At 45.7% G+C, this 26,134-nt stretch carries 23 protein-coding genes and 1 pseudogene; 16 read left to right on the top strand and 8 right to left on the bottom strand.

Going from position 1 to position 26,134, the window contains the following annotated elements; genetic code table 11:
* Positions 1 to 85: 85 nt before the first annotated feature.
* The 10 genes from CFR83_RS07345 (at position 86) to bamC (ending at position 12,123) form a co-directional block, all read left to right on the top strand.
* Positions 86 to 2,941, top strand: a complete 2,856-nt coding sequence (locus CFR83_RS07345; protein ID WP_088813413.1) for a 2-oxoglutarate dehydrogenase E1 component — start codon at positions 86 to 88, stop codon at positions 2,939 to 2,941.
* Between the two features lie 50 nt (positions 2,942 to 2,991).
* Entirely contained in the window at positions 2,992 to 4,203 is a 1,212-nt protein-coding gene (odhB, locus tag CFR83_RS07340) for a 2-oxoglutarate dehydrogenase complex dihydrolipoyllysine-residue succinyltransferase (protein ID WP_088813412.1), read from the top strand.
* A 26-nt stretch (positions 4,204 to 4,229) separates the two neighbouring features.
* A complete protein-coding gene (gene lpdA, locus CFR83_RS07335) occupies positions 4,230 to 5,666 on the top strand; it encodes a dihydrolipoyl dehydrogenase (protein WP_088813411.1) in 1,437 nt (478 codons plus the stop codon).
* A gap of 89 nt (positions 5,667 to 5,755) precedes the next feature.
* On the top strand, positions 5,756 to 6,856 hold the full coding sequence (gene zapE, locus CFR83_RS07330; RefSeq protein WP_088813410.1) for a cell division protein ZapE: 1,101 nt from the start codon (positions 5,756 to 5,758) through the stop codon (positions 6,854 to 6,856).
* Between the two features lie 288 nt (positions 6,857 to 7,144).
* Positions 7,145 to 7,357, top strand: a complete 213-nt coding sequence (locus CFR83_RS07320) for a hypothetical protein (RefSeq protein ID WP_088813408.1) — start codon at positions 7,145 to 7,147, stop codon at positions 7,355 to 7,357.
* A 68-nt stretch (positions 7,358 to 7,425) separates the two neighbouring features.
* Positions 7,426 to 8,277 (top strand): 3',5'-nucleoside bisphosphate phosphatase, encoded by an 852-nt coding sequence (locus CFR83_RS07315; protein ID WP_207758571.1) that lies wholly within the window; start codon positions 7,426 to 7,428, stop codon positions 8,275 to 8,277.
* Positions 8,278 to 8,284: 7 nt separating this feature from the next.
* Positions 8,285 to 9,487, top strand: coding sequence for a tryptophan--tRNA ligase (locus tag CFR83_RS07310; RefSeq protein ID WP_088813407.1), 1,203 nt, complete (start codon positions 8,285 to 8,287; stop codon positions 9,485 to 9,487).
* On the top strand, positions 9,474 to 10,034 hold the full coding sequence (locus tag CFR83_RS07305; RefSeq protein ID WP_243383415.1) for a class I SAM-dependent methyltransferase: 561 nt from the start codon (positions 9,474 to 9,476) through the stop codon (positions 10,032 to 10,034). The genes CFR83_RS07310 and CFR83_RS07305 overlap by 14 nt, the downstream gene beginning before the upstream one ends.
* Complete coding sequence (gene dapA, locus CFR83_RS07300) at positions 10,027 to 10,935, top strand: 4-hydroxy-tetrahydrodipicolinate synthase (RefSeq protein ID WP_088813405.1); 909 nt, start codon at positions 10,027 to 10,029, stop codon at positions 10,933 to 10,935. The genes CFR83_RS07305 and dapA overlap by 8 nt, the downstream gene beginning before the upstream one ends.
* Positions 10,936 to 10,995: 60 nt before the next feature.
* Positions 10,996 to 12,123, top strand: coding sequence for an outer membrane protein assembly factor BamC (bamC, locus tag CFR83_RS07295; RefSeq protein WP_088813404.1), 1,128 nt, complete (start codon positions 10,996 to 10,998; stop codon positions 12,121 to 12,123).
* An 82-nt stretch (positions 12,124 to 12,205) separates the two neighbouring features.
* Here bamC and CFR83_RS08395 read toward each other — a convergent pair whose 3' ends face one another.
* Positions 12,206 to 12,367 (bottom strand): hypothetical protein, encoded by a 162-nt coding sequence (locus CFR83_RS08395; RefSeq protein WP_165765065.1) that lies wholly within the window; start codon positions 12,365 to 12,367, stop codon positions 12,206 to 12,208.
* Between the two features lie 122 nt (positions 12,368 to 12,489).
* Positions 12,490 to 13,758 carry a cupin domain-containing protein gene (locus CFR83_RS07290; protein WP_243383413.1) on the bottom strand — a complete coding sequence of 423 codons (1,269 nt, stop codon included), beginning with the start codon at positions 13,756 to 13,758 and terminating at the stop codon, positions 12,490 to 12,492.
* Between the two features lie 102 nt (positions 13,759 to 13,860).
* Here CFR83_RS07290 and CFR83_RS07285 point away from each other — a divergent pair, with 102 nt between their 5' ends.
* A complete protein-coding gene (locus CFR83_RS07285) occupies positions 13,861 to 14,442 on the top strand; it encodes an FKBP-type peptidyl-prolyl cis-trans isomerase (RefSeq protein ID WP_088813403.1) in 582 nt (193 codons plus the stop codon).
* Here CFR83_RS07285 and mutS read toward each other — a convergent pair whose 3' ends face one another.
* The 3 genes and pseudogenes from mutS to CFR83_RS07270 all read right to left on the bottom strand — a co-directional run bounded on the left by mutS (position 14,443) and on the right by CFR83_RS07270 (position 18,496).
* On the bottom strand, positions 14,443 to 17,103 hold the full coding sequence (mutS, locus tag CFR83_RS07280; protein ID WP_088813402.1) for a DNA mismatch repair protein MutS: 2,661 nt from the start codon (positions 17,101 to 17,103) through the stop codon (positions 14,443 to 14,445).
* A 17-nt stretch (positions 17,104 to 17,120) separates the two neighbouring features.
* Positions 17,121 to 17,669, bottom strand: a pseudogene (gene cysE, locus CFR83_RS07275) (serine O-acetyltransferase); the annotation flags it as partial.
* Positions 17,669 to 18,496 carry an RNA methyltransferase gene (locus tag CFR83_RS07270; RefSeq protein ID WP_088813400.1) on the bottom strand — a complete coding sequence of 276 codons (828 nt, stop codon included), beginning with the start codon at positions 18,494 to 18,496 and terminating at the stop codon, positions 17,669 to 17,671. The pseudogene cysE and the gene CFR83_RS07270, both read right to left, overlap by 1 nt.
* A gap of 35 nt (positions 18,497 to 18,531) precedes the next feature.
* On the opposite strand from CFR83_RS07270, the gene CFR83_RS07265 reads away from it, so the two are divergent.
* The gene (locus tag CFR83_RS07265) at positions 18,532 to 19,335 is read left to right on the top strand and encodes an inositol monophosphatase family protein (protein ID WP_088813399.1); all 804 of its coding nucleotides are present in this window, start codon (positions 18,532 to 18,534) and stop codon (positions 19,333 to 19,335) included.
* A 29-nt stretch (positions 19,336 to 19,364) separates the two neighbouring features.
* Here CFR83_RS07265 and CFR83_RS07260 read toward each other — a convergent pair whose 3' ends face one another.
* The 3 genes from CFR83_RS07260 to CFR83_RS07250 are packed head-to-tail and all read right to left on the bottom strand — an operon-like array spanning position 19,365 to position 21,418.
* Positions 19,365 to 20,147 carry a UDP-2,3-diacylglucosamine diphosphatase gene (locus CFR83_RS07260; RefSeq protein ID WP_088813398.1) on the bottom strand — a complete coding sequence of 261 codons (783 nt, stop codon included), beginning with the start codon at positions 20,145 to 20,147 and terminating at the stop codon, positions 19,365 to 19,367.
* 3 nt (positions 20,148 to 20,150) lie between these two features.
* Positions 20,151 to 20,654, bottom strand: a complete 504-nt coding sequence (locus tag CFR83_RS07255; protein ID WP_088813397.1) for a peptidylprolyl isomerase — start codon at positions 20,652 to 20,654, stop codon at positions 20,151 to 20,153.
* A 41-nt stretch (positions 20,655 to 20,695) separates the two neighbouring features.
* Complete coding sequence (locus CFR83_RS07250; RefSeq protein ID WP_165765064.1) at positions 20,696 to 21,418, bottom strand: tetratricopeptide repeat protein; 723 nt, start codon at positions 21,416 to 21,418, stop codon at positions 20,696 to 20,698.
* A gap of 149 nt (positions 21,419 to 21,567) precedes the next feature.
* On the opposite strand from CFR83_RS07250, the gene cysS reads away from it, so the two are divergent.
* The 4 genes from cysS to tilS all read left to right on the top strand — a co-directional run bounded on the left by cysS (position 21,568) and on the right by tilS (position 26,078).
* Complete coding sequence (gene cysS / locus CFR83_RS07245) at positions 21,568 to 22,974, top strand: cysteine--tRNA ligase (protein WP_088813395.1); 1,407 nt, start codon at positions 21,568 to 21,570, stop codon at positions 22,972 to 22,974.
* Entirely contained in the window at positions 22,974 to 23,636 is a 663-nt protein-coding gene (locus CFR83_RS07240) for a DNA-3-methyladenine glycosylase family protein (protein ID WP_088813394.1), read from the top strand. The genes cysS and CFR83_RS07240 overlap by 1 nt, the downstream gene beginning before the upstream one ends.
* A 155-nt stretch (positions 23,637 to 23,791) precedes the next feature.
* Entirely contained in the window at positions 23,792 to 24,763 is a 972-nt protein-coding gene (locus tag CFR83_RS07235) for an acetyl-CoA carboxylase carboxyltransferase subunit alpha (RefSeq protein ID WP_088813393.1), read from the top strand.
* Positions 24,729 to 26,078, top strand: a complete 1,350-nt coding sequence (tilS, locus tag CFR83_RS07230) for a tRNA lysidine(34) synthetase TilS (RefSeq protein ID WP_088813392.1) — start codon at positions 24,729 to 24,731, stop codon at positions 26,076 to 26,078. The genes CFR83_RS07235 and tilS overlap by 35 nt, the downstream gene beginning before the upstream one ends.
* Positions 26,079 to 26,134 lie beyond the last annotated feature (56 nt).

The following is a 26,134-nucleotide window of genomic DNA, read 5'->3' as shown; positions in this document are numbered from 1 at the left end:
TTCGCAATCCGCTAACCGGTCAAGCCGTGTCGCGGAAGGTTTAAACCCACTACAAATTCGGGATACCCGATGAAAGGTGAGCAATATGATGCAGTCCTACAGAGGTAGTTCTTATCTCTTTGGCGGTAACGCCCCCTACGTAGAAGAACTCTACGAAGCCTATCTTGAAAACCCAGCTTCTGTTTCTGACTATTGGCGCGAGTATTTCGACAATGTTCAGTTAGTTCCTGCCGTTGACGGATCCACCAAACACGACGTGCCACATGCACCTGTTGTGAATGCTTTTGCAGAGCGTGCAAAGCAAGGTCCGATTCGAGTGATCAATGATTCAGCAGACTCAGAGCTTGGCCGTAAACGCGTTGCTGTTCAACAGTTGATTGCTGCTCACCGAAACGTTGGTAACCGTTGGGCTGATTTAGACCCACTCAAGCGCACAGAGCGCCCAAATATTCCTGAGCTTGATCCAGCCTTCTATGGTTTGGGTGATGCTGACATGGACATCGTGTTCAACACAAGCAACACATTCTTTGGCAAAGACAACATGACTTTGCGTGAGTTGTTACAAAACTTGCGTCAAACATACTCAGGCACGATTGGTGCTGAGTTCATGTACATCACTGATCAAAAGATCAAGCGTTGGTGGCAAGAGAAGTTGGAAGCCGCAAGAGCTACTCCAGCTTTCACACCAGAAAAGAAAAAACAAGTTTTAGAGCGCCTCACAGCTGCTGAAGGCTTAGAGCGTTATTTGCATACTAAGTACGTTGGTCAAAAGCGTTTCTCATTAGAGGGTGGTGAAAGTTTCATTGCCTCAATGGACGAAGTGATTCGTGTGGCAGGTACAGCCGGCGTGCAAGAGATTGTGATCGGTATGGCCCACCGTGGTCGTTTGAACGTATTGGTGAACACCTTGGGCAAGATGCCTAAAGATTTGTTTGCTGAGTTTGATCACACAGCGCCAGAAGATTTGCCTGCAGGTGACGTGAAGTATCACCAAGGTTTCTCAAGCGACGTTACAACTCCTGGCGGTCCAGTGCACTTGTCATTGGCATTTAACCCATCTCACTTAGAGATCGTTAACCCAGTGGTAGAAGGTTCTGTGCGTGCTCGTATGGATCGTCGTGGCGATGCAACTGGTTCACAAGTGATGCCAATCTTGGTTCACGGTGACGCCGCGATTGCTGGTCAAGGTGTGGTGCAAGAAACTCTAGCGATGGCTGAGGTTCGTGGTTACTACACAGGTGGCACGATTCATATTGTGATTAACAACCAAATCGGTTTCACCACATCAGACCCACGCGACTTGCGTTCAACTCTTTACTGTACAGACATCCTTAAAACAATCGAGGCTCCTGTATTGCACGTTAATGGTGATGATCCAGAAGCAGTGGTATTGGCTACTCAGTGGGCGGTTGAATATCGCAATACGTTTAAGAAAGACGTTGCGATTGACATCATCTGTTTCCGTAAATTGGGTCACAACGAGCAAGACACGCCTGCATTGACGCAGCCTTTGATGTACAAAAAAATTGGTCAACACCCAGGCACACGCAAGTTGTATGCAGATAAATTAGAAGCGCAAGGTATATTAGCTGCTGGTGGTGGTGACGAGATGGTGAAAGCCTATCGTTCTGCGATGGATGCTGGTAAGCACACTGTTGATCCAGTGATTTCTAACTTTAAAGGTAAGTATGCGGTTGATTGGTCTCCATTCTTAAACAAGAAGTGGACTGACTCAGCTGATACAGCAATTCCTTTGGCTGAGTGGAAACGTTTGGCTGAGCGTATTACAAAAGTGCCTGAAGGCTTTAAGCCACATAACTTAGTTGATAACGTTTTAAATAACCGTGCTGCGATGGGTCGTGGTGAGGTGAACGTTGACTGGGGTATGGGCGAGCACATGGCGTTTGCTTCATTGGTGGCGAGTGGTTACCCAATTCGTTTATCTGGTGAAGATTCAGGTCGCGGTACTTTCACACACCGTCATGCGGTGATTCATGATCAAAATCGTGAAAAGTGGGACACGGGTACTTACATTCCATTGCAACACGTTGCAGACAATCAAGCTCCATTCACAGTGATTGACTCTATCTTGTCTGAAGAGGCTGTATTAGGTTTTGAATACGGTTATGCAGCAGCTGAGCCAAACACATTAACGATTTGGGAAGCCCAGTTCGGTGACTTCGTGAACGGTGCGCAAGTGGTGATCGACCAATTTATCGCTTCAGGTGAAGTGAAGTGGGGTCGTGCTAATGGTCTAGTGATGATGTTGCCTCACGGCTACGAAGGTCAAGGTCCAGAGCATTCATCAGCTCGTCCTGAGCGCTTCATGCAATTGTGTGCTGACATGAACATGCAAGTTGTACAACCAACAACTGCATCTCAAATCTTCCACTTGTTGCGTCGTCAAATGATTCGTCAGTTCCGCAAGCCTTTGATCATCATGACGCCTAAGTCATTGTTGAGAAACAAGGATGCGACTTCACCAATCACTGAATTCACTAAAGGTGAGTTCAGAACAGTGATTGGTGAGCTAGACGCAAACATTGATCCTAAGAAAGTAACCCGTGTGGTGGCTTGCTCAGGTAAGGTGTATTACGACCTAGTGAAGGCGCGTGAAGCTAAAAAACAAAACGATGTTGCATTGATTCGTGTGGAACAGCTATATCCATTCCCACACAAAGCCTTTGCTGCAGAAATGAAGAAGTATCCAAAAGCAACTGAGATTGTTTGGTGTCAAGATGAGCCACAAAACCAAGGTGCTTGGTTCTTCATTCAGCACAACATCCACGAGAACATGGCAGAAGGTCAGAAGTTGGGCTACGCAGGTCGTCCAGCATCAGCCTCACCAGCATGTGGTTATGCCCATCTTCACCAAGACCAACAAAAAGCTTTGGTGGAAGCGGCATTTGGCAAGCTCAAAGGTTTTGTACTAACTAAATAACAAGTAAGTAACACTAACAAATACTCTATAGAAAATAAGGGAAAAAGAACATGGCTATCGTAGACGTCAAAGTTCCACAATTATCAGAATCAGTTGCAGAAGCAACTATGTTGACTTGGAAGAAAAAAGCCGGTGAAGCGGTTGCTCAAGATGAGATCTTGATTGAAATCGAAACTGACAAGGTGGTGTTAGAAGTTCCTGCACCTTCAGCTGGTGTATTGGCTGAGATCGTTGTTGGTGACGGCGGTACAGTGGTATCTGACCAAGTGATTGCAAAAATTGATAGCGCTGCTAAAGCTGCTGCTGCCCCTGCAGCCGCTGCTCCAGCACCAGCTCCTGCAGCTGCGCCAGCGGCAGCTCCTGCTCCAGCAGCGGCTCCTGCAGCAAGTGCAAAAGCAATGCCTTCAGCATCTAAATTGATGGCAGAAAACAATCTATCAGCTGCTCAAGTTGGTGGTACTGGTAAAGATGGTCGTGTGACTAAAGGTGATGTATTAGCAACATTGTCTGGTACTGCACCTAAGGCTGCAGCTGCAGCTGCGCCGCAAGTAAATATTGGTGGCCGTCCTGAAGAGCGCGTACCAATGAGCCGTTTGCGTGCTCGTATTGCTGAGCGTTTATTACAGTCTCAACAAACTAATGCGATTTTGACAACATTCAATGAAGTCAACATGGCTCCAGTAATGGCAATGCGTAACAAGTACAAAGACCAGTTCGAAAAAGAACACGGTACCAAGTTGGGCTTTATGTCTTTCTTCGTTAAAGCAGCAGTACACGCTTTGAAGAAATACCCAATCTTGAACGCATCTGTTGATGGTAATGACATTGTTTACCACGGCTACTTTGATATTGGTATTGCTGTTGGTTCACCACGTGGTTTAGTAGTACCTATTTTGCGTGATGCAGACCAAATGAGTTTGGCTGACATTGAGAAGAAAATTGCAGAGTTTGGTGCTAAAGCTCGTGATGGCAAATTGTCATTAGAAGAATTATCAGGCGGTACATTCTCAATCTCTAACGGCGGTATCTTCGGTTCTATGTTGTCTACACCGATCATCAACCCACCGCAATCAGCGATTTTGGGTATCCATGCAACGAAAGACCGTGCTGTGGTTGAAAACGGTCAAGTAGTAGTTCGTCCAATTAACTACTTAGCTATGTCTTATGACCACCGCATCATTGATGGTCGTGAAGCAGTGTTGGGCTTGGTTGCTATGAAAGAAGCGTTGGAAGATCCAGCACGTCTTTTATTAGACCTTTAATTTGCACAACTGCTAAAGGAAATAACATGAGTCAAAATTTTGACGTAGTAGTCATTGGTGGTGGTCCTGGCGGTTATATCGCTGCGATCCGTGCTGCTCAATTGGGTTTCAAAGTAGCTTGCGCAGAGAGCAATGCTTACGATGATCCTAAGGGTGAGCCACGTTTGGGTGGTACATGCTTGAACGTGGGTTGTATCCCATCAAAAGCTTTGTTAGCCACATCAGAAGAGTATGAAAACATTGCACATCACGTGTCTGATCACGGTATTACTGTGAAGGACGTGAGCGTTGATGTGAAAAAAGTAATTGCTCGTAAAGATGACATCGTGACAAAAATGACAGGTGGTATTCAGTTCTTGTTCCGCAAGAACAAAATCACTTTGTTAAGAGGTCATGCTTCATTTGCAGGTAAGGGTGCTGATGGTTATCAAGTCAAGATTGATGGCAAAGATGCTGGCACAGTAACTGCTAAAAACGTAATTATTGCTACAGGTTCTAAAGCGCGCCATTTACCAGGCATGCCAGTTGATAACGAATTGATTTGCGACAACGAAGGCGCTTTGAAATTCGGTTCAACACCTAAGAAGTTGGGTGTGATCGGTGCTGGTGTGATTGGTTTGGAGTTGGGTTCAGTTTGGCGTCGTTTGGGTGCTGAAGTAACGATTCTTGAAGCTTTGCCAGGATTCTTGGCAGCTTGTGATGAAGGCGTTGCGAAAGAAGCTCAAAAGCTATTCACTAAGCAAGGTCTAAAAATTAATTTAGGCGTAAAGATTGGTGATGTGAAGGCGACTAAGAAGGGCGTGACTGTTGCTTATACAGATAACGCGGGTGCTGCTCAAACCCTTGAGTGTGATCGTTTGATCGTATCAGTAGGTCGTGTACCTAATACAGATGGTTTGAACCTTGAAGCGATTGGTCTTAAGACTGATGAGCGTGGTTTCATTGCAATTGATGACCACACATGTGCTACGGCTGCTCCTGGCGTTTACGCTATTGGTGACGTGGTACGTGGACCAATGTTGGCACACAAAGCTGAAGACGAAGGTGTCTTAGTGGCGGAAGTGATTGCGGGTCAAAAACCACACATCGACTACAACTGCATTCCTTGGGTGATCTACACATCTCCTGAGATTGCTTGGGTAGGTAAAACAGAGCAACAGTTAAAAGCAGAAGGCCGTGCTTACAAGCCAGGTCAGTTCCCATTTGCGGCCAACGGTCGTGCTTTAGGTATGGGTGCTGCTGATGGTTTTGTCAAAGTATTGGCTGATGCTCAAACTGATGAAATCTTGGGTGTACACATTGTTGGTAATGCTGCTTCTGACTTAATCGCTGAAGCTGCAGTTGCCATGGAGTTCAAAGCGGCTGCTGAAGATATCGGCCGTGTTTGCCATCCACATCCAAGCTTGTCTGAAGTGGTAAGAGAAGCTGCTTTGGCAACTGATAAACGCGCATTGAACATGTAATGTTGCTTTATCAATAGTCAAATAGCCATTATCTGGGGATCGATAAACTATAGTTTTGAGATCCCCAAATTCTTTATACAGATAGGTCCATGAAAGTCACTGAGTTCTACAAACAAGAGTTGGTCAAGCGAGGCTATGGCAGCGATGCTGCACAAAAAGCCGCGATTGATCGTCTGCAAGTTTGTCAGGATGAGTGGCTTTCATACAAAGAAGTACGAAGTGGCAAATTAGCAAAAATGGTTCGCTTCCCGGATTTACCTCGTGGTGTTTACATGTGGGGTGGAGTAGGGCGCGGTAAATCATTTTTGATGGATTGCTTTTATGAAGCATCGCCAGTTGAAAAGAAAACCCGCTTGCACTTTCATGAGTTCATGCGCGAAGTGCATCGTGAGTTACAAGAGTTGCGTGGTAAAGCAGACCCATTAGAAATTTTGGGTAAAAACATTGCCAAAAAATACCGTCTGATTTGTTTTGATGAGTTTCATGTGAGTGATGTGGCTGATGCCATGATTCTTTACAAACTGCTCGACTCATTATTTAAAAATCGTGTGCAGTTTGTCATGACATCTAACTATCGTCCTGACTTACTTTACCCAGATGGTTTGCATCGTGACCGTATCTTGCCAGCGATTGCCTTGCTACAAGAGAAGCTTGACATCATGAACGTGGATGCTGGCATTGACTATCGCCAAAAGGTGATGGAGCAGGTGCAGGCTTATTACACGCCATTAGGACCAGAAACAGCTGCAATCATGGACACTGTGTTTAATACGGTGGCTGAAGCGCATGATGAAGAAGATCCAACCTTGCATATTGAAGCCCGTGAGATCACAGCGGTTAGACGTGCTGGTGGCGTGGCTTGGTTTAACTTTAAAACCTTGTGCGGCGGCCCTAGATCACAAAACGACTATCTTGAAATATCTAATTTATTTCACACGGTATTACTTTCAGAAGTGCCATATATGCCACCGAAGATGGCGAGTGAAGCCAGACGTTTTACTTGGCTCATTGATGTCTTTTATGACCACAAGGTCAAGCTCATTATTTCTGCGGAAGTAGCTGCTGAACTTCTTTACACAGAAGGTCCGATGGCCAATGAGTTCCATCGCACTGTCTCTCGCATCATCGAGATGCAATCCAAGGAGTACCTAGAAGCTCCAAGACGGATTGTTGATACCAGCTTAACTTAATAAGAGTACCCATTATCAGAAATTTCTGATGCAATTTTCAGTTACAGGCTGACATACAAAGTGCCTGCTGTTATCTACACTGCTTTGTTTGAAAGGGGTGTAGATTGATTCAATGGTGTGGTATTGCTACGGTTGTCAGAGCCATCAGTTCGGTCATGATTGCTGAAGTTTTGTTGGCATTTTTTCTAGAGGGTTATTCAGATTTATCTGCCATTATTCTTATAATTATTATAAGCATTTTGTTGATGTTGATTGGAAGTTACAACTCTAATAAGGAAGGGGGCAAAAATGGACCAAATATGGAATGAATTGTTTACTAAAGAAAATATTCAATTGATATGCGTTCCTGGTTTCATCATAGCCTTTTCTATCTTTGCCAAATACATGGAGATTAGACAAGATAGAAAAGATGCAGAGGCGCGAAGAAAATCAAAAAACAAAAAGCTTGCTAAACGTGAGAGGGACGATGACATGGAAAAGTTGCCGCCTTTTTTCATGTGATTAGGGTTGAATACACGCCAACTTTTAATCTTTCAGCGCTTAGCCTGATTGCCAAGTAAAATGGGCATATGCGCACAATTCCAGCCGATATCAATGCAGATTTGCATTGTCACTCGATCGTATCTGATGGGACATTGACCCCTGAAGCTTTGGCATGTCGCGCGCATGCCAATGGTGTCAGACTTTGGTCATTGACTGATCACGACGAGGTGGGTGGGCAAGAGCGTGCCAAGATCGCTGCTGAAGACATTGGCATGCAATACATCCCAGGTGTTGAGATATCGGTGACATGGGCTTCTAAAACCGTGCACATTGTTGGTTTAGGGATTGATTACACCAATACAAATTTAATTGAAGGTTTACACCGGACCAGAAATGGCCGATCTAATCGTGCGCTAGAAATTTCAGAGCAACTTGCCAAGGTGGGTATACCTAACGCATACCATGGTGCTTTGCAATTTGTGGGTAACCCAGAATTAATTTCAAGAACTCACTTTGCACGCTATTTGGTGGACTCTGGTGTTTGCAAAGATACCAATGAAGTATTTGCCAATTACTTGATAGAGGGCAAACCGGGTTTTGTCGGTCATGCTTGGGCAAAACTCAGTGATGCAGTGACCTGGATTGTCCAATCTGGGGGTGTAGCTATCATTGCCCACCCAGGTCGTTATGACTTTACTTCTTTGCAGTTTGATGAGTTATATGGTCAGTTCAAAGACCTAGGCGGTAAGGGCATTGAAGTCATCACAGGCAGTCATACTCCGGATGAGTACAAAACATTTGCTAAAGTAGCGCAGAAGTATGGTTTTTTGGCTTCTATAGGTTCTGATTTTCATGATCCACATGAGAGTCGTATGGATCTAGGATCATTGCCAAAATTGCCAACACAATTACAACCTGTTTGGTTGGAGTTTCAATAAGAGATATATGTTTTCTGAGAGAGTTTTATCGGGTATGCGTCCTACGGGCGTACTCCACTTAGGCCACTACCACGGTGTTCTTAAAAATTGGTTGAAGCTTCAAGCTGAATACCCATGCTACTTTTTTGTGGCTGACTGGCATGCCTTAACAACTCACTACGAAACACCTGACGTGATTGAAAAATCTGTTTGGGACATGGTGATTGACTGGTTGGCTGCTGGTGTTGACCCAACTCAAGCGACTTTGTTTATTCAGAGCAAGGTACCTGAACACGCTGAACTCTTTTTGCTCCTCTCTATGGGTACTCCATTGGGTTGGTTAGAGCGTGTGCCTACCTACAAAGATCAAATTGAAAAGCTCAAAGAAAAAGATTTGCAGACTTATGGTTTCTTGGGCTACCCATTGTTGCAAGCTGCAGATATTCTGATTTACCGTGCGCAACATGTGCCAGTAGGTGAAGACCAAGTGCCACACGTTGAGATGACGCGTGAAGTGGCGCGTCGTTTTAACCACTTATACGGTCGTGAACCAGGCTTTGAAGAAAAAGCATTGGAAGCTGCTAAAAAATTAGGTAGCAAGCGCACCAAGTTATACCTTGAACTAAGAACTGAGTATCAAGAAAAAGGTCACGAAGAAGCGTTAGAACAGGCACGTGCGGTATTGGCTGATGCGCAGAGTTTATCGATGGGTGACCGTGAACGTTTGTTTGGTTACTTAGAGGGTTCTAGAAAAATCATCTTGCCTGAGCCGCAAGCTTTGTTGACTCAAGAGTCCAGAATGCCTGGTCTAGATGGTCAGAAGATGTCTAAGTCTTATGGCAACACGATTGGTTTGCGTGAAGACGCTGCCTCGGTCGAGAAAAAGGTACGCACTATGCCAACCGATCCTGCGCGTATCCGTAAGACCGATGTGGGTGATCCAGCACGTTGTCCGGTTTGGCAATTACATGCGGTTTACTCGAGTGAAGAAACTCGTGCTTGGGCTGAAAAAGGCTGTAAGAGCGCAGGTATTGGTTGCATTGAGTGCAAACAGCCTGTGATTGAAGCCATCTTGAAAGAGCAGCAACCGATGATGGAAAGAGCGCAAACCTACTTAGATGACCCAAGTCTATTGCGCGCCATCATTGCTGATGGTTGTGACAAGGCTCGTAAAACTGCGCAAGAAACCATGCGTGATGTTCGAGAGGCCATGGGACTTGATTACAGTTAAGCCGATTTCTCACGCTGACATCACTGTGGGGCCTTCTGCTTGGGTACAAACCCATGCAGCCAAGATTGTTCCTGGTGGGCGAGTGTTGGATTACGCTTGTGGCAGTGGGCGCCATTCTTTGTGGTTAGCCCAACAAGGTTTTGAAGTGGTGGCCATTGATCGCGACCAAACCTCATTGGATCAAATCACTAGCCAGCAAGCATCGATTCATACAGAAAACATTGATTTAGAGTCTGCTAGCTGGTCTTTGGATTATTTGGGTACCTTTGATGCGGTGGTGGTGACCAATTATCTCTACCGACCTTTTTTGAAAAAATTACCTACTTTGTTGAATTCTCAAGGGGTTTTAATCTACGAAACCTTTGCCTTGGGTAATGAGGCATTTGGGAAGCCAAGTAACCCTGACTTTTTACTAAAGCCCAATGAATTGCTCGGGTTTTCTGAAAATATGCAGATTTTGGCCTTTGAGGACCGTTTTATTAACGAACCTAAGCCTGCATGTATTCAGAGAATCTGCGCTGTTCCGCTACAATCAAACCATGACTAAATTAGCTAAAAATATCTCTGGAAGTTTGGTGGCTATTGTCACGCCCATGCACGCGGACGGTAGTTTGGATTTGCCTGGTTTACGCCAGTTAATTGATTGGCATATTGCTGAGGGTACTGACGGTATTGTGATCGTTGGAACCACAGGCGAATCGCCAACTGTTTCAGTAGAAGAGCACTGCGAACTAATCAAAGTAACTGTTGATCATGCAGCTAAACGTATCCCAATTATTGCTGGTACCGGTGGTAACTCAACTAGTGAAGCGATTGAGCTTACTGAGTACGCTAAAAAAGTTGGTGCAGATGCAAGCTTGCAGGTAGTGCCTTACTACAACAAGCCAACCCAAGAGGGTATGTATCAGCATTTCAAAACCATTGCAGAAAAAGTTGATTTGCCAGTAATTTTGTACAACGTACCAGGTCGCACAGTGGCTGATATGGCTAATGAGACCACGATTCGTTTGGCAAAAGTGCCAGGCATTGTTGGTATCAAAGATGCAACAGGTAACTTAGAGCGTGGCACACAGTTAATCGCTGGCTTAAAAGCAGTTGGTTGTGAAGACTTTGCGGTTTACTCAGGTGATGATCCAACCGCGTTGTTACTCATGATGATGGGTGGCAAGGGCAACATTTCAGTAACAGCTAACGTAGCACCTAAATTGATGCATGAGTTGTGTGTGGCATCAATGGCAGGCGATGTGGCACGTGCTAGAGAGATTCAGTACAAATTATTGCCAGTTCATAAGGCGATGTTTGTAGAAGCCAATCCGATTCCTGTAAAGTGGGCTTTACAGGCAATGGGCAAAATGGGTCCTGGCATTCGTTTGCCATTGACTACTTTGGCGCAGTCAGCGCAGGATCAAGTAAAACAAGCACTCAAGGGTGCTGGTTTGATGGCTTAAGTAAAACGTAGTGAATAAATAACAGATAACAGATAAAACATAGAAAGCTTAGGAAAATTTATGCGTCGTGCATCTACTAAATCAAGCTTGGCATTGATGGCAGTTCTAGCAACTGGTCTATTGGCGTCAGGTTGCACCAGCACATTCTCAGGCGACACGATTGACTATAAGTCAGCGGGTGAGAAAAAAGGTCCTAATTTGGCATTCCCGCCAGATATGACAACTACTGGTGGTGATAAGCGTTATGTGGTGCCTGATGGTGGCGCTACATTGTCTGGTTACAGCACAGCGGTTAAAGCTAAGCCAACTGGTAAAGATGCAGTATTGCCAGCAGTGTCTGGTATGCGCATTGAGCGTGAAGGCAACCGTCGTTGGTTGGTGGTCACAAAACCTGCAAAAGATTTATACCCAAGCGTGCGTGAGTTCTGGCAAGAGAGTGGTTTTATCTTGTTAAGTGATTCACCAGAGACAGGCATTATGGAAACAGATTGGGCAGAAAACCGCGCCAAGATTCCACAAGACATCATTCGTCGCACGATTGGTAAAGTATTTGACGGTCTCTACTCAACTGGTGAGCGTGACAAATTCCGTACTCGCTTAGAAGTCAATGCTAAAGGTGAGACTGAGGTGTACATCACGCATCGTGGCGCGGTTGAAGAGTTAAAGGGTGCTGATAAAACACAAACGATTTGGACAAACCGTGCCAATGATCCTGAGCTTGAAGCTGAGTTCTTGGCTCGTTTGATGCAACGTCTTGGTTACACAGAAGAAGCAGCTAGAGCATCTGTTGGTAAAAAGACAGCCACAACAGCTGCAGCTTCATACTTGAAAAAAGACAACAGCCCACGCTTGGAGTTTGCAGGCAGCTTTGATAAAGCTTGGCGTGAAGTAGGTGTTGGTCTAGATCGCTCTAACTTCACAGTAGAAGATCGTGACCGCAGCAAAGGTATCTACTACGTGCGCTTTGTTAACTCAAAAGATCTATCACCTGAGAACAGAAGCTTCTTTAGCAAAATGTTCAGCGGTAAGAGTGATGATGAGATGAAAAAAGCAAAACGTTATCGCGTGGTGATCAAGGATACAAGCGGCAACATCACTGTGGTTGTGCAAGATGAAAAGGGTACGCCTGAAGTGGGCGACACTGCTGTGCAAATCTTGACGCTATTGGATCAACAAGTTGGTAAGTAAATAGCTCACCAAGATCTGTTAGATAAAAACACAGACCAAAAAAAAGACCGCCGAGGCGGTCTTTTTTATTCCTTAAGAAGGATTACTTCTTAGCTGGTTCAGCAGCAGGAGCAGCTGGAGCAGCAGCAGGAGCTGCAGGAGCAGCAGCGTCAGCAGCTGGAGCTACTGGAGCTGGAGTTTCTTTTTTACCGCAAGCTGCCAAAGCGATTGCCAACAAAGAAGCGATTACTAGTGATTTTTTCATTTTATTTCCTTAAAAGATTAGCTAATCATCTAACGGTGATTTAGACCGGACTCTTCAAATTATTAGAATTTTCAAGTCAGGTGGAATTATAGTTATTTTTTTGGAAAATACTAGTAATTACCCTAACAATTCGCAAGACCCAACCAGCCCGATTGATATGCCTCAAACCATGGATTATCAGCATGGTCGAGTAGACCTGCCAAGCGGCTAGCCATCGTGGCTGGCAGGGTGTGGGTTTGAGCCAAATGGCACCAAAATTCCCAATCTTCTGCCTCAGAATCACTCATGCTTTCACCATTGAGATACAAAAAGTCTTTGTCATACAAAGCCTTAGATAATGGTGACAGTGTTAGCGCATGACTCTTTAGCGCTTTTTTAAATTCCGCAAAATTTAATGATGGGCTTGGAGGGGTAAAAATCACTTGAGGCTTGGGTTCGCTCAAGACCGCAGCCAAGGTACAAGACACATCACTTTTACTCCAGGTGATGGCATTTAATTGATTTTGAATTACTTTTACCAATTCATCGGGAACCAGGGCAGGATCAAGGGTGGCTGCTTGATGAGGGTCGGTATAGAGCTTAGAGAGCTTTGGATCGTTTTCTAGGGCTTCTGTGGTGCGCCAGAGGATCTCGTTGACTAACTCTTTATAGGTGGGCACTCTAAAACCCACAGACCAGGTTTGGCAGCCTGCATCAAGGGCAATGCCATCATGAGCCATATTAGGCGGTAAATAAAGCATATCGCCTGGCTCTAAAACCCAATCATCAGTGGCTTTAAAGTTCTTCAAGATTTTTAGGGGTAAGCCATCTTTGAGGCTTAAATCTTTTTGATTAGAAATCCTCCACTGGCGACGACCGGCCATTTGTAAGAGGAACACATCATAGGAGTCCACATGCGGACCAACGCCGCCATTGGGACCTGCAATACTGATCATCAAGTCATCAAGGCGTGCCTCTGGAATAAACCTAAACCAAGACATCACCGTCTTAGCGGCAGGGTGATGACCATTCACACCCTGGACCAATAAAGTCCAATCTTTTTGGTTCAAGGCGGGGATTTGATCGCGCGTAAAAGGACCATGACCTAGTGACCAAGGCTTACTTTGTATTAAACGTGACTCAACATTCTTTTGACTGGCTAACTTGGCTAAATCGGCCATGGATAGAGGGCTGGCTAATTCTTGGCCAGATTGTTTGGCTAAATTAAATGCCGGGATAGCACCACGAACCAAGAGAGGCTTTTTTTGCCAGTACTCTTTCATGAAACGTTTTGGACTCATGCCACCCAAGAGTGCCCAAGCCTCATTGATTGGCAATGGATGGGGCGCTTGAGGTGGTTGGTAGGGGGGTTGATAGGCAGGCTGGCGGAGCATTTTGATTGGTGGCTTCATAGCATCGGTTATATATCAGTTACGGCATGTTATGGTGAGGCGTAGCGAGGGTTTGGCACTCAAAAAACCCCCAATTTAGTCGACTCACGTAAAATAGCACTTATGAAAGTACAAAAGAATACTATTGTTTCCCTGAAGTACCGTTTAACGGACGCGCAAGATAATTTGATCGAAGAGTCTGCTGGCCCGATGATTTACCTACATGGTGGCTATGACGGCACCTTCCCTAAGATTGAGGAAGCGGTGGATGGTCATGATGTGGGCTATGAGACCACGATTCAGCTAGAGCCAACTGATGCGTTTGGCGACTACGATCCTGAGTTATTAAAAATTGAGTCTCGCGCCAGATTTCCTGAGCCGCTAGAAGTTGGCATGCAGTTCGAAGGCTTACTTGATGATCAAGCACAGGCTGAAGAAGATGACGATGAAGATCCATTGATCTACACAGTGACAGATTTGGCTGAAGACAAAGTAGTCTTAGATGGCAATCATCCTTTGGCAGGTTTAGCACTTAAATTCTGGTTAGTGATTGCAGATGTGCGTGAAGCCACTGAAGAAGAGTTGGAAGACGGACATCCAAAAGGTGCTTTTGGATTAAATGTTGAAGACGAGGATGATGACGACGATTTGGATATTGATGACGGCGCGCCTGCATCACCAGAGCATCGCCCAACGCTACACTAATTAGGTATCAATATCTTTTTTGAGGCGATAGAGTAAATCTAGTGCTTCTTTAGGACTGAGGCTATCCAACTGGATGGCCTCAAATTCTTTTAAGAAAGCCACAGCTTTTTCTGACTCTGCATCAACACTTGCGGTGACCTCATCTGCAGCATGACTAAATAAATCAGCTTGATGACTTTCTTGGTTGGCTGTTTCTTCTAAGCGATGCAAATGTTTGCGTGCTTCTTTGATCACCTCTTGTGGCACACCGGCTAATTGAGCCACCTGCAAACCATAACTCTGATTCGCATGACCTGCTTGCACGGTATGCAAGAACACAATGCCATGACCTTTTTCAACGGCGCTTAAATGCACATTGGCGCATTGTGGATACTTGGCAGGCAAGCTTGCTAGTTCTAGGTAGTGCGTAGCAAATAAAGTCCAAGAGCGATTCTTGGCTAGTAATTGCTGAGCAATTGCCCATGCTAAAGCTAGACCATCAAAAGTAGAGGTGCCACGACCAATCTCATCCATCAGTACCAAAGAGTTAGGTGTGGCGCGATGCAAAATCGCTGCAGCTTCTGTCATTTCAACCATGAAGGTTGAGCGACCACTCGCTAAGTCATCTGCTGCACCGATGCGCGTAAAGATTCTGTCGACTGGCCCCATCGTGGCAGACACAGCAGGTACATAAGAGCCTACGTAAGCCAATAGGGTAATCAAGGCAATCTGACGCATATAAGTTGATTTACCGCCCATATTGGGTCCTGTGATCAACAACATGCGACGACTGTTATCAAACAGCACATCATTTGGTGCAAAAGATTCTGAGCGTTTAGCCAGTTGTCCTTCTACTACTGGGTGACGACCACCTTTGATATTGATGCCTGCTTGATCACTCAATTGAGGACGAGTCCAAGCCAAGGTTTGCGCTCTCTCAGCCAGCGTTGCCAACACATCAATTTGAGCTAATGCTGCAGCCGTGGTTTGGCAAGCCAACACATGAGCTTGTAACTGAACTAAGAGTTCGTCATACAGTTGCTTTTCTAAAGCAAAGCTACGCTCTTTGGCTGAGAGTGCTTTGTCTTCAAATGCTTTCAATTCTGGGGTGATGTAACGCTCAGCATTTTTTAAAGTTTGACGACGACGATAGTCCTCAGGAACTTTATCTGCTTGACCATTCGTTACTTCAATGAAAAATCCATGAACTTTATTAAATTCAACGCGCAAATTAGTAATGCCAGTACGCTCGCGTTCACGCGTTTCTAAATCTAATAAAAACTGACCGCAGTCATCACCTAAGTGACGTAACTCATCTAGCTCAGCGTTGTAGCCATCCGCAATCACGCCACCTTCTCTGATCACTACTGATGGCTCTGGAGCAATTGCTTGTTGTAACAAATTTAAAACTGGCGGTGGAGAAGCCAGCACACTCGCTAAATCTTGAAGTGTTGAGCTGCTCTTACCTAATGGACTTAATAAAGATGCTAAAGCTGGCAAAGATGCCAAAGTATCTCGCAAGCTACTGAGGTCTCTTGGGCGAGCACTGCCAAGTGCTAAACGAGTGCTGATGCGTTCTACATCAGCGACTTGTTTTAATGTTTGTTGCACATCTGCCAATGCAAAAGGATTAGCCAGTAGGGTCTCAATTGCTACATGGCGATTACCAACAATCACTTGATCTCTGATTGGGTGATGTAACCAGTGTCTGAGTAAGCGACTACCCATGGCACTCGAACAAGTATCCAATAATGAGAAAAGTGTTGGATCTGTTTCACCGCGCAATGTTTCAGTGATTTCTAAATTGCGACGCGTGGCTGCATCAATGCCCACATAACTCTGATCGTCTTCTACTTGGCACTGTTGAATATGGGGCAATTTACCGTGCCAACCCAAACCTTGGGTGTTGGCGCCATACGCCAACACGGCTGCCACAGCACTTAAGGCAACGGCATATTTATCAAGATCATCAATACCTAGACCTTGCAGACTGCTCATCTGGAACAACTCCATGAGACGACGTTCGCCTTCATCTGGTGTCCACACCCAATCAGGTATTGTTTGACCGCTTAAGTGAACATCGGCTCCATGCGATTCGCGTAAAGCCTCTTTGATAGTGGCCACACTATCAAGAGGGCAGAGTAGTTCTGCAGCACCAATGCGCGCTAAGTATTGTGGTAATTCATCGGGGCTACATTGTGTAAGACGCAGTGAACCACTGGTGATCGTGAGCCATGCCAACCCCCAATTTTTTTTGCCTGGCACGATGGCTAATAAAGGCGCATCTTCACGATCGCTCATCAAAGCGGAATCAGTTACTGTACCTGGCGTAATCACACGCACCACACGACGCTCTACAGGCCCTTTAGAAGTGGCAGGGTCGCCAATTTGTTCAGCAATCGCTACTGACTCACCATGCTTAACTAGCTTGGCTAAATATTGCTCGGCAGCGTGATACGGTACGCCAGCCATCTTGATGGGGTTGCCTGCAGATTGGCCGCGTTGTGTGAGAGTGATATCTAGGATGCGGGCAGCTTTTTCAGCGTCTTCAAAGAAGAGCTCATAAAAATCACCCATCCGAAAAAATACCAAAGAGCTAGGGTGTTCTGCTTTGATGCGCAAAAACTGCTGCATCGCTGGCGTATGCTTCGCTAAATCAGCCGCCAACACTTGATTACTCATTAATTGCTAAGGTCTTCTGGTGTGATGCCGTAGGCAGTAAATGAGTGTTGTGAGTCTGAGGTCTCAACAATGCGAGCAGGGATGCCCACTGCTGTGGCGCCGGCAGGAACTGCTTTTAGAACCACAGCATTCGATCCAATGCGAGCACCTGCGCCCACTGTAAAGCCACCCAATACCTTAGCGCCAGCACTCACCACCACGCCTGCTTCAAGAGTAGGGTGACGTTTAGTGCCTTTGTACAAAGACGTGCCGCCTAAAGTAACACCTTGATAAATCGTGCAATCATCACCAATGACGGTGGTCTCACCAATCACAACACCTAAGCCGTGATCAATGAACACACGTTTACCCACCACCACTGCTGGGTGGATTTCAATACCGGTGATAAAGCGCGCTGTATGAGAAACAATTCTGGCGATTAACTTTAGCTCCACATTCCATAAAAAGTGCGCAATCCTGTGCAACCAAATGGCGTGTAAGCCTGGATAGCAGAGAATCACTTCTAAGCGGGTACGAGCCGCAGGGTCGCGGGCAATGATGGAGTCAACGTGGTCGAATAAAGGCATTAGTCGATTTTACCGTGTAGAAGCATTTGTTTCGCAATCCCGCGCAAAAGATCGATTTCTTCTTTTTGTAAACCACTTCTGGCAAACAGCGCTTGTAGTCTGGGCATTAACTTTTTAGGGTTCTCAGGATCTAGATAGCCAATTGCCTCAAGGCCTTGTTGCCAGTGAGCTAGCATGGCAGCAATTGCTTGTTGATCGGCTAATTCAACCTGAGAAGACATTTCTGCTTGCGTGGTCTTTGAGTCAATCGCCAGTGCTTGCATGAGTCCTTGGCGCATCGAATAAGCCACAATCATCATGGCTTGCGCCAAGTTTAAAGATGGGTACTCTGGGTTGGCATCAATCCACACGCGATGGGTGCAATGCTTGAGATCTTCGTTATCTAAGCCAGTGCGTTCGGTACCAAACACAAAAGAGATCGGTTTTTGACCAAGTAGGGCACTGCTAGCCATGGATACGGCTTCAGGTAAAGAAATCGCAGGTGGCCCAAATTCGCGGTCACGAGCTGTTAGCCCAAACACCAATTGACTGTCTCCCACGGCCGCCAATAAAGAAGGTTGATTTTGAGCCGCCTCTAAAACATCAAAAGCACCACTTGATAGAGAAATCGCCTCGGCTTTTCTGGCCATGTACTCGTAGGCAGGCTCGACCAAATGCAGTTGTGAGAAGCCCATGGTCTTGATGGCGCGGGCTGCTGAGCCCACGTTGCCTGGGTGGCTGGTACGCATCATCACCCACCGGATAGGCCAGTTTTGCTTCAAAACTCCCAATAAATCCTCATTTCGGGCTAAAATCTGCTTTCGCCGTACAGCTTGATCGCTGGACATTGCTCTTCTCCAATTCGTTGTGTTACTTAAATACTATGCACCCCATGCTTAATGTGGCCGTGAAGGCCGCCCGTCGCGCAGGAAATATTATTAACCGAGCTTCGCTCAATAGCGAGCGTATTCAGGTTACCCGCAAACAACACAACGATTTTGTCACTGAAGTTGATCAGGCAGCTGAAGCTGCCATTATCGAGACTTTACGAGACGCCTTCCCTGATCATGGATTCTTAGGTGAAGAAACTGGCGAAATCACTGCTACTAGTGCAGCAGATCAGCCTAATCACATTTGGATCATCGATCCATTAGATGGCACCACTAACTTTATTCATGGCTATCCTCAATACGCTGTATCAATTGCATTGGCAGTTGATGGTGTAACACAGCAAGCCGTGGTGTATGACCCTAATCGTGATGAACTATTCACAGCCACTCGTGGCGCAGGTGCTTATGTGAACAATCGTCGTTTGCGTGTAGCAGGTCGTACAAAAATGGCAGAAGCATTAATTGGTACAGGTTTTCCGTACCGTGAAGATCAAGATGTTGAAGCCTACTTAGAAATCTTTGCGCAAATGACACGTCAGTGTGCTGGTTTGCGTCGTCCGGGCGCCGCTTCTTTGGACTTGGCTTATGTGGCAGCAGGTCGTTTGGACGGCTTCTTTGAGCAAGGCTTAAAACCTTGGGATATGGCAGCAGGTGCGTTGTTGATCACTGAAGCTGGTGGCTTGGTAGGTAACTATGCTGGTGAAGAGTCTTACTTGAACACTGGTGAGATCATGGCAGCCAATCCGCGCATCTTTGGTCAGATGGTGAGCGTGCTACGCAACCACTCAAAAGTCTAATTAAAGTCTGATAACAGCCTGATAACAGACTAAGACCTTACCAAATCAAGTGACCGAATGCCTTCAGCAGTAATGCTGAGGGCATTACCTTTTGGTAGAACTGTTTCTGGATGATCGAAGTCCCAATCAGACAAAACCCAGCGTTGCCAAGATTCATTACCAAGACTTTCTTGGTGGTAGCCAGGACGATGGGTATGACCGTGTATGAGACGTTGGCAACCAGTCATGGCTACCAAATCTGCTGTGGCGGTAATGGTTACATCGCCTTTGACGTGCACCACTTCTGGAGTAAAGCGTTGTGCACGCTGGTACTTGGCGGTGCTGTTGCTACGTAAACCACTGGCAATCGTCACACGTAAACCAGTTGGTAGCATTAAAAACAATTTTTGTACCCAGTTGCTGCGCACAATCTTGCGAAACAATTGATAAGAACTGTCTGCAGTACACAACGCATCACCATGCGTGAGTAACCATGTTTGATTAGCAATGGTGATGACTTGAGGATCTCTCAAAATTGTCATCTGTGCTTTTTGAGCGTATTTCTCGCCCAATAAAAAATCTCGGTTGCCGTGCATGAAGTACACCTTCGTGCCGTGCTGTGAGAGTGCTTTGATTTTTTGGGCAACTTCTAAATGAAACGGTGAGCGTGCTTTGGCATCATCACCCACCCAATATTCAAACAAATCGCCCAAAATAATCAAAGCTTCATGCGAGCGTGCTTCTTTTTCTAAAAACTCAAAGAACCGTTCTGCCGTTCTTGGCATTGACGGGGTGAGATGTAAATCAGAAATTAAAACAGCGCTAGCGTGCATGAATCACTCTTCTAGGATAGTGGCGCTAACAATCGTCACATCTTCTTTTGGTACGTCTTGATGAAAGCCTGAGCTACCAGTTTTCACTTGGCGGATGGCATCAACCACATCCATGCCTTCAGTCACCTCACCAAACACAGCGTAACCCCAACCTTGTGGTGTTGGTGCAGAGAAGTTCAAGAAAGCGTTATCAACCACGTTGATAAAGAACTGTGCAGTTGCTGAATGTGGATCGCTTGTTCTTGCCATTGCAACGCTACCGCGTTTATTAGGTAAGCCGTTATCAGCTTCGTTATCAATGGGGGCTTTAGTTGGCTTTTGTTTCATGCCAGCAGTCATGCCGCCACCTTGCACCATGAAGTTACTGATCACGCGATGGAAAATTGTGCCGTCGTAATGTCCTGAGCGAACATACGCTAAAAAGTTTTCAGTGGATTTAGGCGCTAACTCGTCGTCTAAGGTGAGAGTGATATCGCCCATGCTAGTTTTTAGTTGCACTTTTGCCATGCTATTTCCTTCTTTATTCAATGAGGGGATTAAAACTACGGTTACTTCAAAATATCTTCGGCCAACTTCATCTTGCGACGACTCTCAATCAAGCGTTTGTCTAATTGCAAGGCTTTGCCATAAGAGCGTGCTGCTAAACGGGTGTACACATCGCCTAAGTTCTCAAGCGCAGTAGGGAAGGTAGGTTGAACCTTAAGAGCTAACTCTAAATAGTCTTTGGCTTGCTCTAAGTTGCCTTTTTGAGCCTCTAGCACTGCTAGGTTGTTATACGGTTCTGGCAATTCTGGAAATTGTTGAGTAATTTCTTCTAGGGTTTTTCTAGCGATATCGATTTGGCCCATTTCGATGGCAACACGTGAGCGGATGAAGCGTAACTGAATATTTCTTGGGTTGCTGGCCAATTCTTTATCGATCGCAGTGATGGCTTCCGGAAACTTCTTATCGCTAATCAGCTTATAAATGGCTTCTGGAATAGCATTTTTGTTCTTTGGCTCTGGTACGCGCTGCAACACGATGAATGGTGTTGCTAATGATGGTTGCATCTGGGCAGACTGCACAGCTGATGGATTGTCATCAAAAGGTGATGGGTCTGCTTTGGCAGCAATCGCAGAGCGGCTATTTTTTTGAGGATTGCCAATTGTTGTATTTTGAACCGTGCCTGGGGCATTGAGTATTTGAGCAAAGCTAGGAGCGCTAAATACACAGATAAAACTAATTAAACCGGCCTTTAAAGTATGAGAGCGGAGGTTGAACTGCAATGTCATAAGGCTTGCCCGATGTGGAAATGAGAACATGATTTTAAAAGGGTTATTGGCTCGAATTAGCTATACTCGACAGTCAGTCTAACAAATCGTGGCGAGGAAGGTAAGTTTCTTATCGATGCCCACCACATTTACAGAATATTGATCTATTTATGTTGCAAATATTTAATACCTTAACCCGCCGTAAAGAACCCTTTCAGCCCATCGAGCATGGCAAGGTAAGGCTTTATGTGTGCGGTATGACGGTATATGACTTTTGCCACATTGGGCATGCCCGTGTCATGGTTGTTTTTGACATGGTGCAGCGTTGGTTGCGTGCCTCTGGCATGGAAGTAACTTACGTACGCAACATTACTGACATTGACGACAAAATCATCAAGCGTGCTGTTGAAAATAAAGAAACCATCAAAGAACTCACGCAACGTTTCATTGATGCCATGCATGAAGATGCGGATGCCTTGGGGATTGAACGCCCAACATATGAGCCACGTGCTACTGAGTATGTGCCGCAGATGCAAGACATCATCACGCGTTTGGTGAACAACAACTATGCCTATCAGGCAGATGACGGTGATGTGAACTTCGCTGTTAGAAACTTCAAAAACTACGGGCGCCTATCGGGTAAGTCTTTGGATGACTTGCGCGCTGGTGAGCGTGTGGCGGTGGCCAATAGCAAACAAGACCCACTTGACTTTGTGTTGTGGAAGTCAGCCAAGGCGGATGAGCCGGCTGATACCAAGTGGGAGTCTCCTTGGGGTGTGGGTAGACCTGGCTGGCACATTGAGTGTTCAGCGATGAGTTGCCAACTCTTGGGTACGCACTTTGATATTCATGGAGGTGGTGCTGACTTGCAGTTCCCGCACCATGAGAACGAAATCGCTCAAAGTGAAGGAGCGTTTGCAGAAGAGACTGGTAAGCCTTTTGTGAACACCTGGATGCACAACGGTTTTGTACGCGTGAACGAAGAAAAAATGTCTAAATCTTTGGGTAACTTCTTCACCATTCGTGAAGTACTCAAAGAGTTTGACCCAGAGGTGGTTAGATTCTTCATCTTGAAGGCACACTATCGCAGCCCTTTGAACTACAGCGATGCGCATCTAGAAGAAGCCAAGCAAGGTTTAACGCGTTTGTATAACGCACTATCAACCGTCGAAGACATTCCGACTTACGGTAAGCCAAGTACTTGGAGAACTCGCTTTGCCCAAGTCATGAACGATGACTTCAATACGCCAGAAGCAATCGCAATCTTGTTTGAGTTGGCTGGTGAGATCAATAAGGCAGAGGGCGATGAAAAGCGCGACCTTGCTAGAGAACTTAAACAACTATCAAAAATGTTAGGTTTGCTACAACGTGCGCCACAAGAGTTCTTGCAAGCGGGTGGTGGCAGTGCTGCAGCAAACAGTGATGCCCAAGAGATTGAAGCGGCGATCAAAGCCAGAGCAGATGCCAAGCAAGCCAAAGACTTTGCCAAGGCTGATCAGATTCGCCAAGACTTATTAGCCCAAGGTATTGTTCTAGAAGACAAGCCAGGTGGCGTCACACTTTGGAGGCGTGCCTAATGGCACAAGCCAAATTAGCGCCACAAGAAACACAAAAAATGATGGCGCCTGACTATTGGGAGGCAGCTTGTGCAGAATTAATGAAGCATGATCGCATCATGCGTAAGTTAATCCCCAAGTATCCCAAGGCGGAGTTCTTAACTACGCGAGGTGATCCGTTTCAGACTTTGGCCAGAGCCATTGTTGGACAGCAAATCTCGGTGAAGGCGGCTCAATCGGTTTGGGATAGAACCACAGCCCTTACAAAAAAATTCACGGCTAAGGCAGTTTTAAAACTGGAGCCCACTCAATTAAGAGAAGCCGGCTTATCGCAGCGCAAAGTAGAGTACATGCAAGACTTGGCCAACCATTTTGAGAACGGTGGTTTAAGCAGTGCTAAGTGGGACCTCTTGGATGATGAAACGGTTATTGCGGAACTCACTGCCATTAGAGGCATTGGTCGTTGGACAGCAGAAATGTTCTTAATCTTTTACTTGATGAGACCCAATGTCTTGCCATTGGATGACATTGGTTTGATCAAAGGCATCTCCTTGGCTTATTTCAGTGGTGAGCCAGTCACTCGCCATGAGGCTAGGGAAGTGGCTGCTAATTGGGAACCGTGGAGAACCGTGGCTACCTGGTATATGTGGCGCAGCATTGACCCAATACCAGTTGAGTACTAGGCACATCAGTAAAAAGAAAAAGAGAAATAAAAAGAGAAATAAAAAAACAAAAGCAAAAAACCAAAAAAGTAAAAAACAAATAATCTAAAGCATTGATATTTATAGACTATTTAGAATATTAGGCATCTTAGCCCCAAGCTATTAGAATAGAGCCCATGAAAATCACTTTCCTAGAATTCGAACAGCCTATTGCTGAACTCGAACAAAAAATTGAAGAGTTACGTTTTGTTCAAGATGAGTCTGCTGTAGATATTTCTGAAGAGATCGGTAAGCTTTCAGAAAAGAGCCAACTGCTCACGAAAGACCTTTATTCTCGTTTGACGCCATGGCAAGTAGCCCAAATCGCGCGTCATCCACAACGCCCATACACCATGGATTATGTGAACAACATCTTCACAGACTTCCACGAGTTGCATGGTGATAGAAACTTTGCTGATGATCAATCGATCATTGGTGGCTTGGCCAGATTCAATGGCATGCCTTGCATGGTCATTGGTCATCAAAAAGGGCGTGACACCAAAGAGCGCGCGATGCGTAACTTTGGTATGAGCCGCCCTGAAGGTTACCGAAAAGCCAAACGCTTGATGCGTTTAGCAGAAAAATTCAATATCCCAGTTTTCACATTTGTTGACACGCCAGGTGCTTTCCCAGGTATTGATGCAGAAGAGCGCAATCAATCTGAGGCAATTGGCCACAACTTATTTGTGCAAGCAGAACTCAGAGTGCCCATCATCTCCACCATTATTGGTGAGGGTGGTTCAGGTGGTGCTTTAGCGATTGCGATGGGTGACGTGGTGCAGATGTTGCAATTTGCCACTTACTCAGTGATCTCTCCAGAGGGTTGTGCATCGATTCTTTGGAAGACAGCTGAAAAAGCGCCTGAAGCAGCTGAGCAACTAGCGCTCACAGCACACCGCTTAAAAGCATTGGGCTTGATCGACAAAATTGTTAATGAGCCACTAGGTGGTGCACATCGTGACCATGCTGGTATGGCAGCGCTACTCAAGCGTGCGCTTGCAGACTCACTCAGACAATTCCAAACCATGGGTGTGGATGAGTTGCTCGAACGACGCCATGAGCGCTTGATGAGCTATGGTAAGTTCAAAGACAGCACCAAAGACAAGTAAGCCAAGAAACACTAAAACACCGCCAACTATCTTGGCGGTTGCTTTTAGTGGTGGGCTTGATTCCACAGTATTACTCCATGCCACGGTCAAAGCCCATGGCGCAAACAACGTTTACGCGTTACATGTGCATCACGGCATCCAAAAAGAAGCCAATCAATGGCAACAACATTGCCAAGCGATTGCCAAGAAATTGAAGTGTCACTTTGACACCCAAAACGTCAAACTCAACAAAAACTCCAATATTGAATCTCAAGCCCGAGAGTTGAGATACCAAGCACTTTATGAGATGTGCGAAAAGCATCAAATCAATGATTTGCTCTTAGCGCACCACTTAGATGACCAAGCGGAAACTGTACTAATTCAGTTAATGCGTGGTGCTGGAGTGGCGGGGTTGGCTGGTATGCCACCAGTTAAGACAAACAAAACAAATAGAGCAAATAAAGCAAAAAACACGAAAGAAACCACCATTAACATTTGGCGACCATTTTTAAACATGCGTCGCCAAGAGTTGGAAGCGTATGCCAAAGAGCATCGTTTAACTTGGATTGAAGATCCAAGTAATCAAGATGAATCTTATCGACGCAATGCAATCAGAAAAACTATTTTGCCTGCGCTAGAAAAACAGCAAGTGGGCGCCACAGAAAATCTTGCCAGAAGTGCGAAGCACTTAGCGCAAGCTCAAGAGCTTTTGAATCAGTTGGCCGACATTGATTTAGGCTTGATTGAAACTAAAGAAGGTTTATCGAAAACCAATCTCATTAGGCTCTACAAAACAAACCAAGCCAGGGCGTCTAATGCGCTGCGCAGATGGTTGAATAAACAACAACTCAGCTACCCCAGTGAAGAACGTTTAACTGCATGGTGGCAAGAGTTGCAGCAAAGCAGGGTAGATAGCAAACTCCAATGGGAGCATGACCAACAGCTGATTCGTTTGTGGCGAGGTCACTTGAGCATCACTCAAAACATCAATACCCAAGCAAATGAACAATCTGGGGGCGAGTGGACTTTCAAGAAAGTCCCTGCAAATAGTCGTAAGCCTGGTATTGCCTTGGATCGTTTTGAGAAGGCCAAACAAAAGGGCTTGATCAACACCATGGCAAGAGAGGGTGGGGAGAAATTCAAGGTTGACGCGAAGCGACCTAGAAAAAGTCTAAAAAATCTTTATCAAGAGGCCAATATTCCGCCATGGCAACGAAATGCACCGTTGCTCTACATCGGTGAAGAGCTCGTGGCGGTAGCTGGTATCGGTATCAGTGCTGACTGGCAAACGACCGATGGCACCAGAATTAGCCCTGAGTGGCTCACAAACGTGTAAAATCACACTTTTGTTTGATTGCGCACCTCTGTGGTGCGATTTTTACGATATTTTCA

Source organism: Polynucleobacter victoriensis (assembly GCF_900187875.1).
Lineage (GTDB): Bacteria > Pseudomonadota > Gammaproteobacteria > Burkholderiales > Burkholderiaceae > Polynucleobacter > Polynucleobacter victoriensis.
This window is presented reverse-complemented; position numbering and strand designations above follow the sequence as displayed.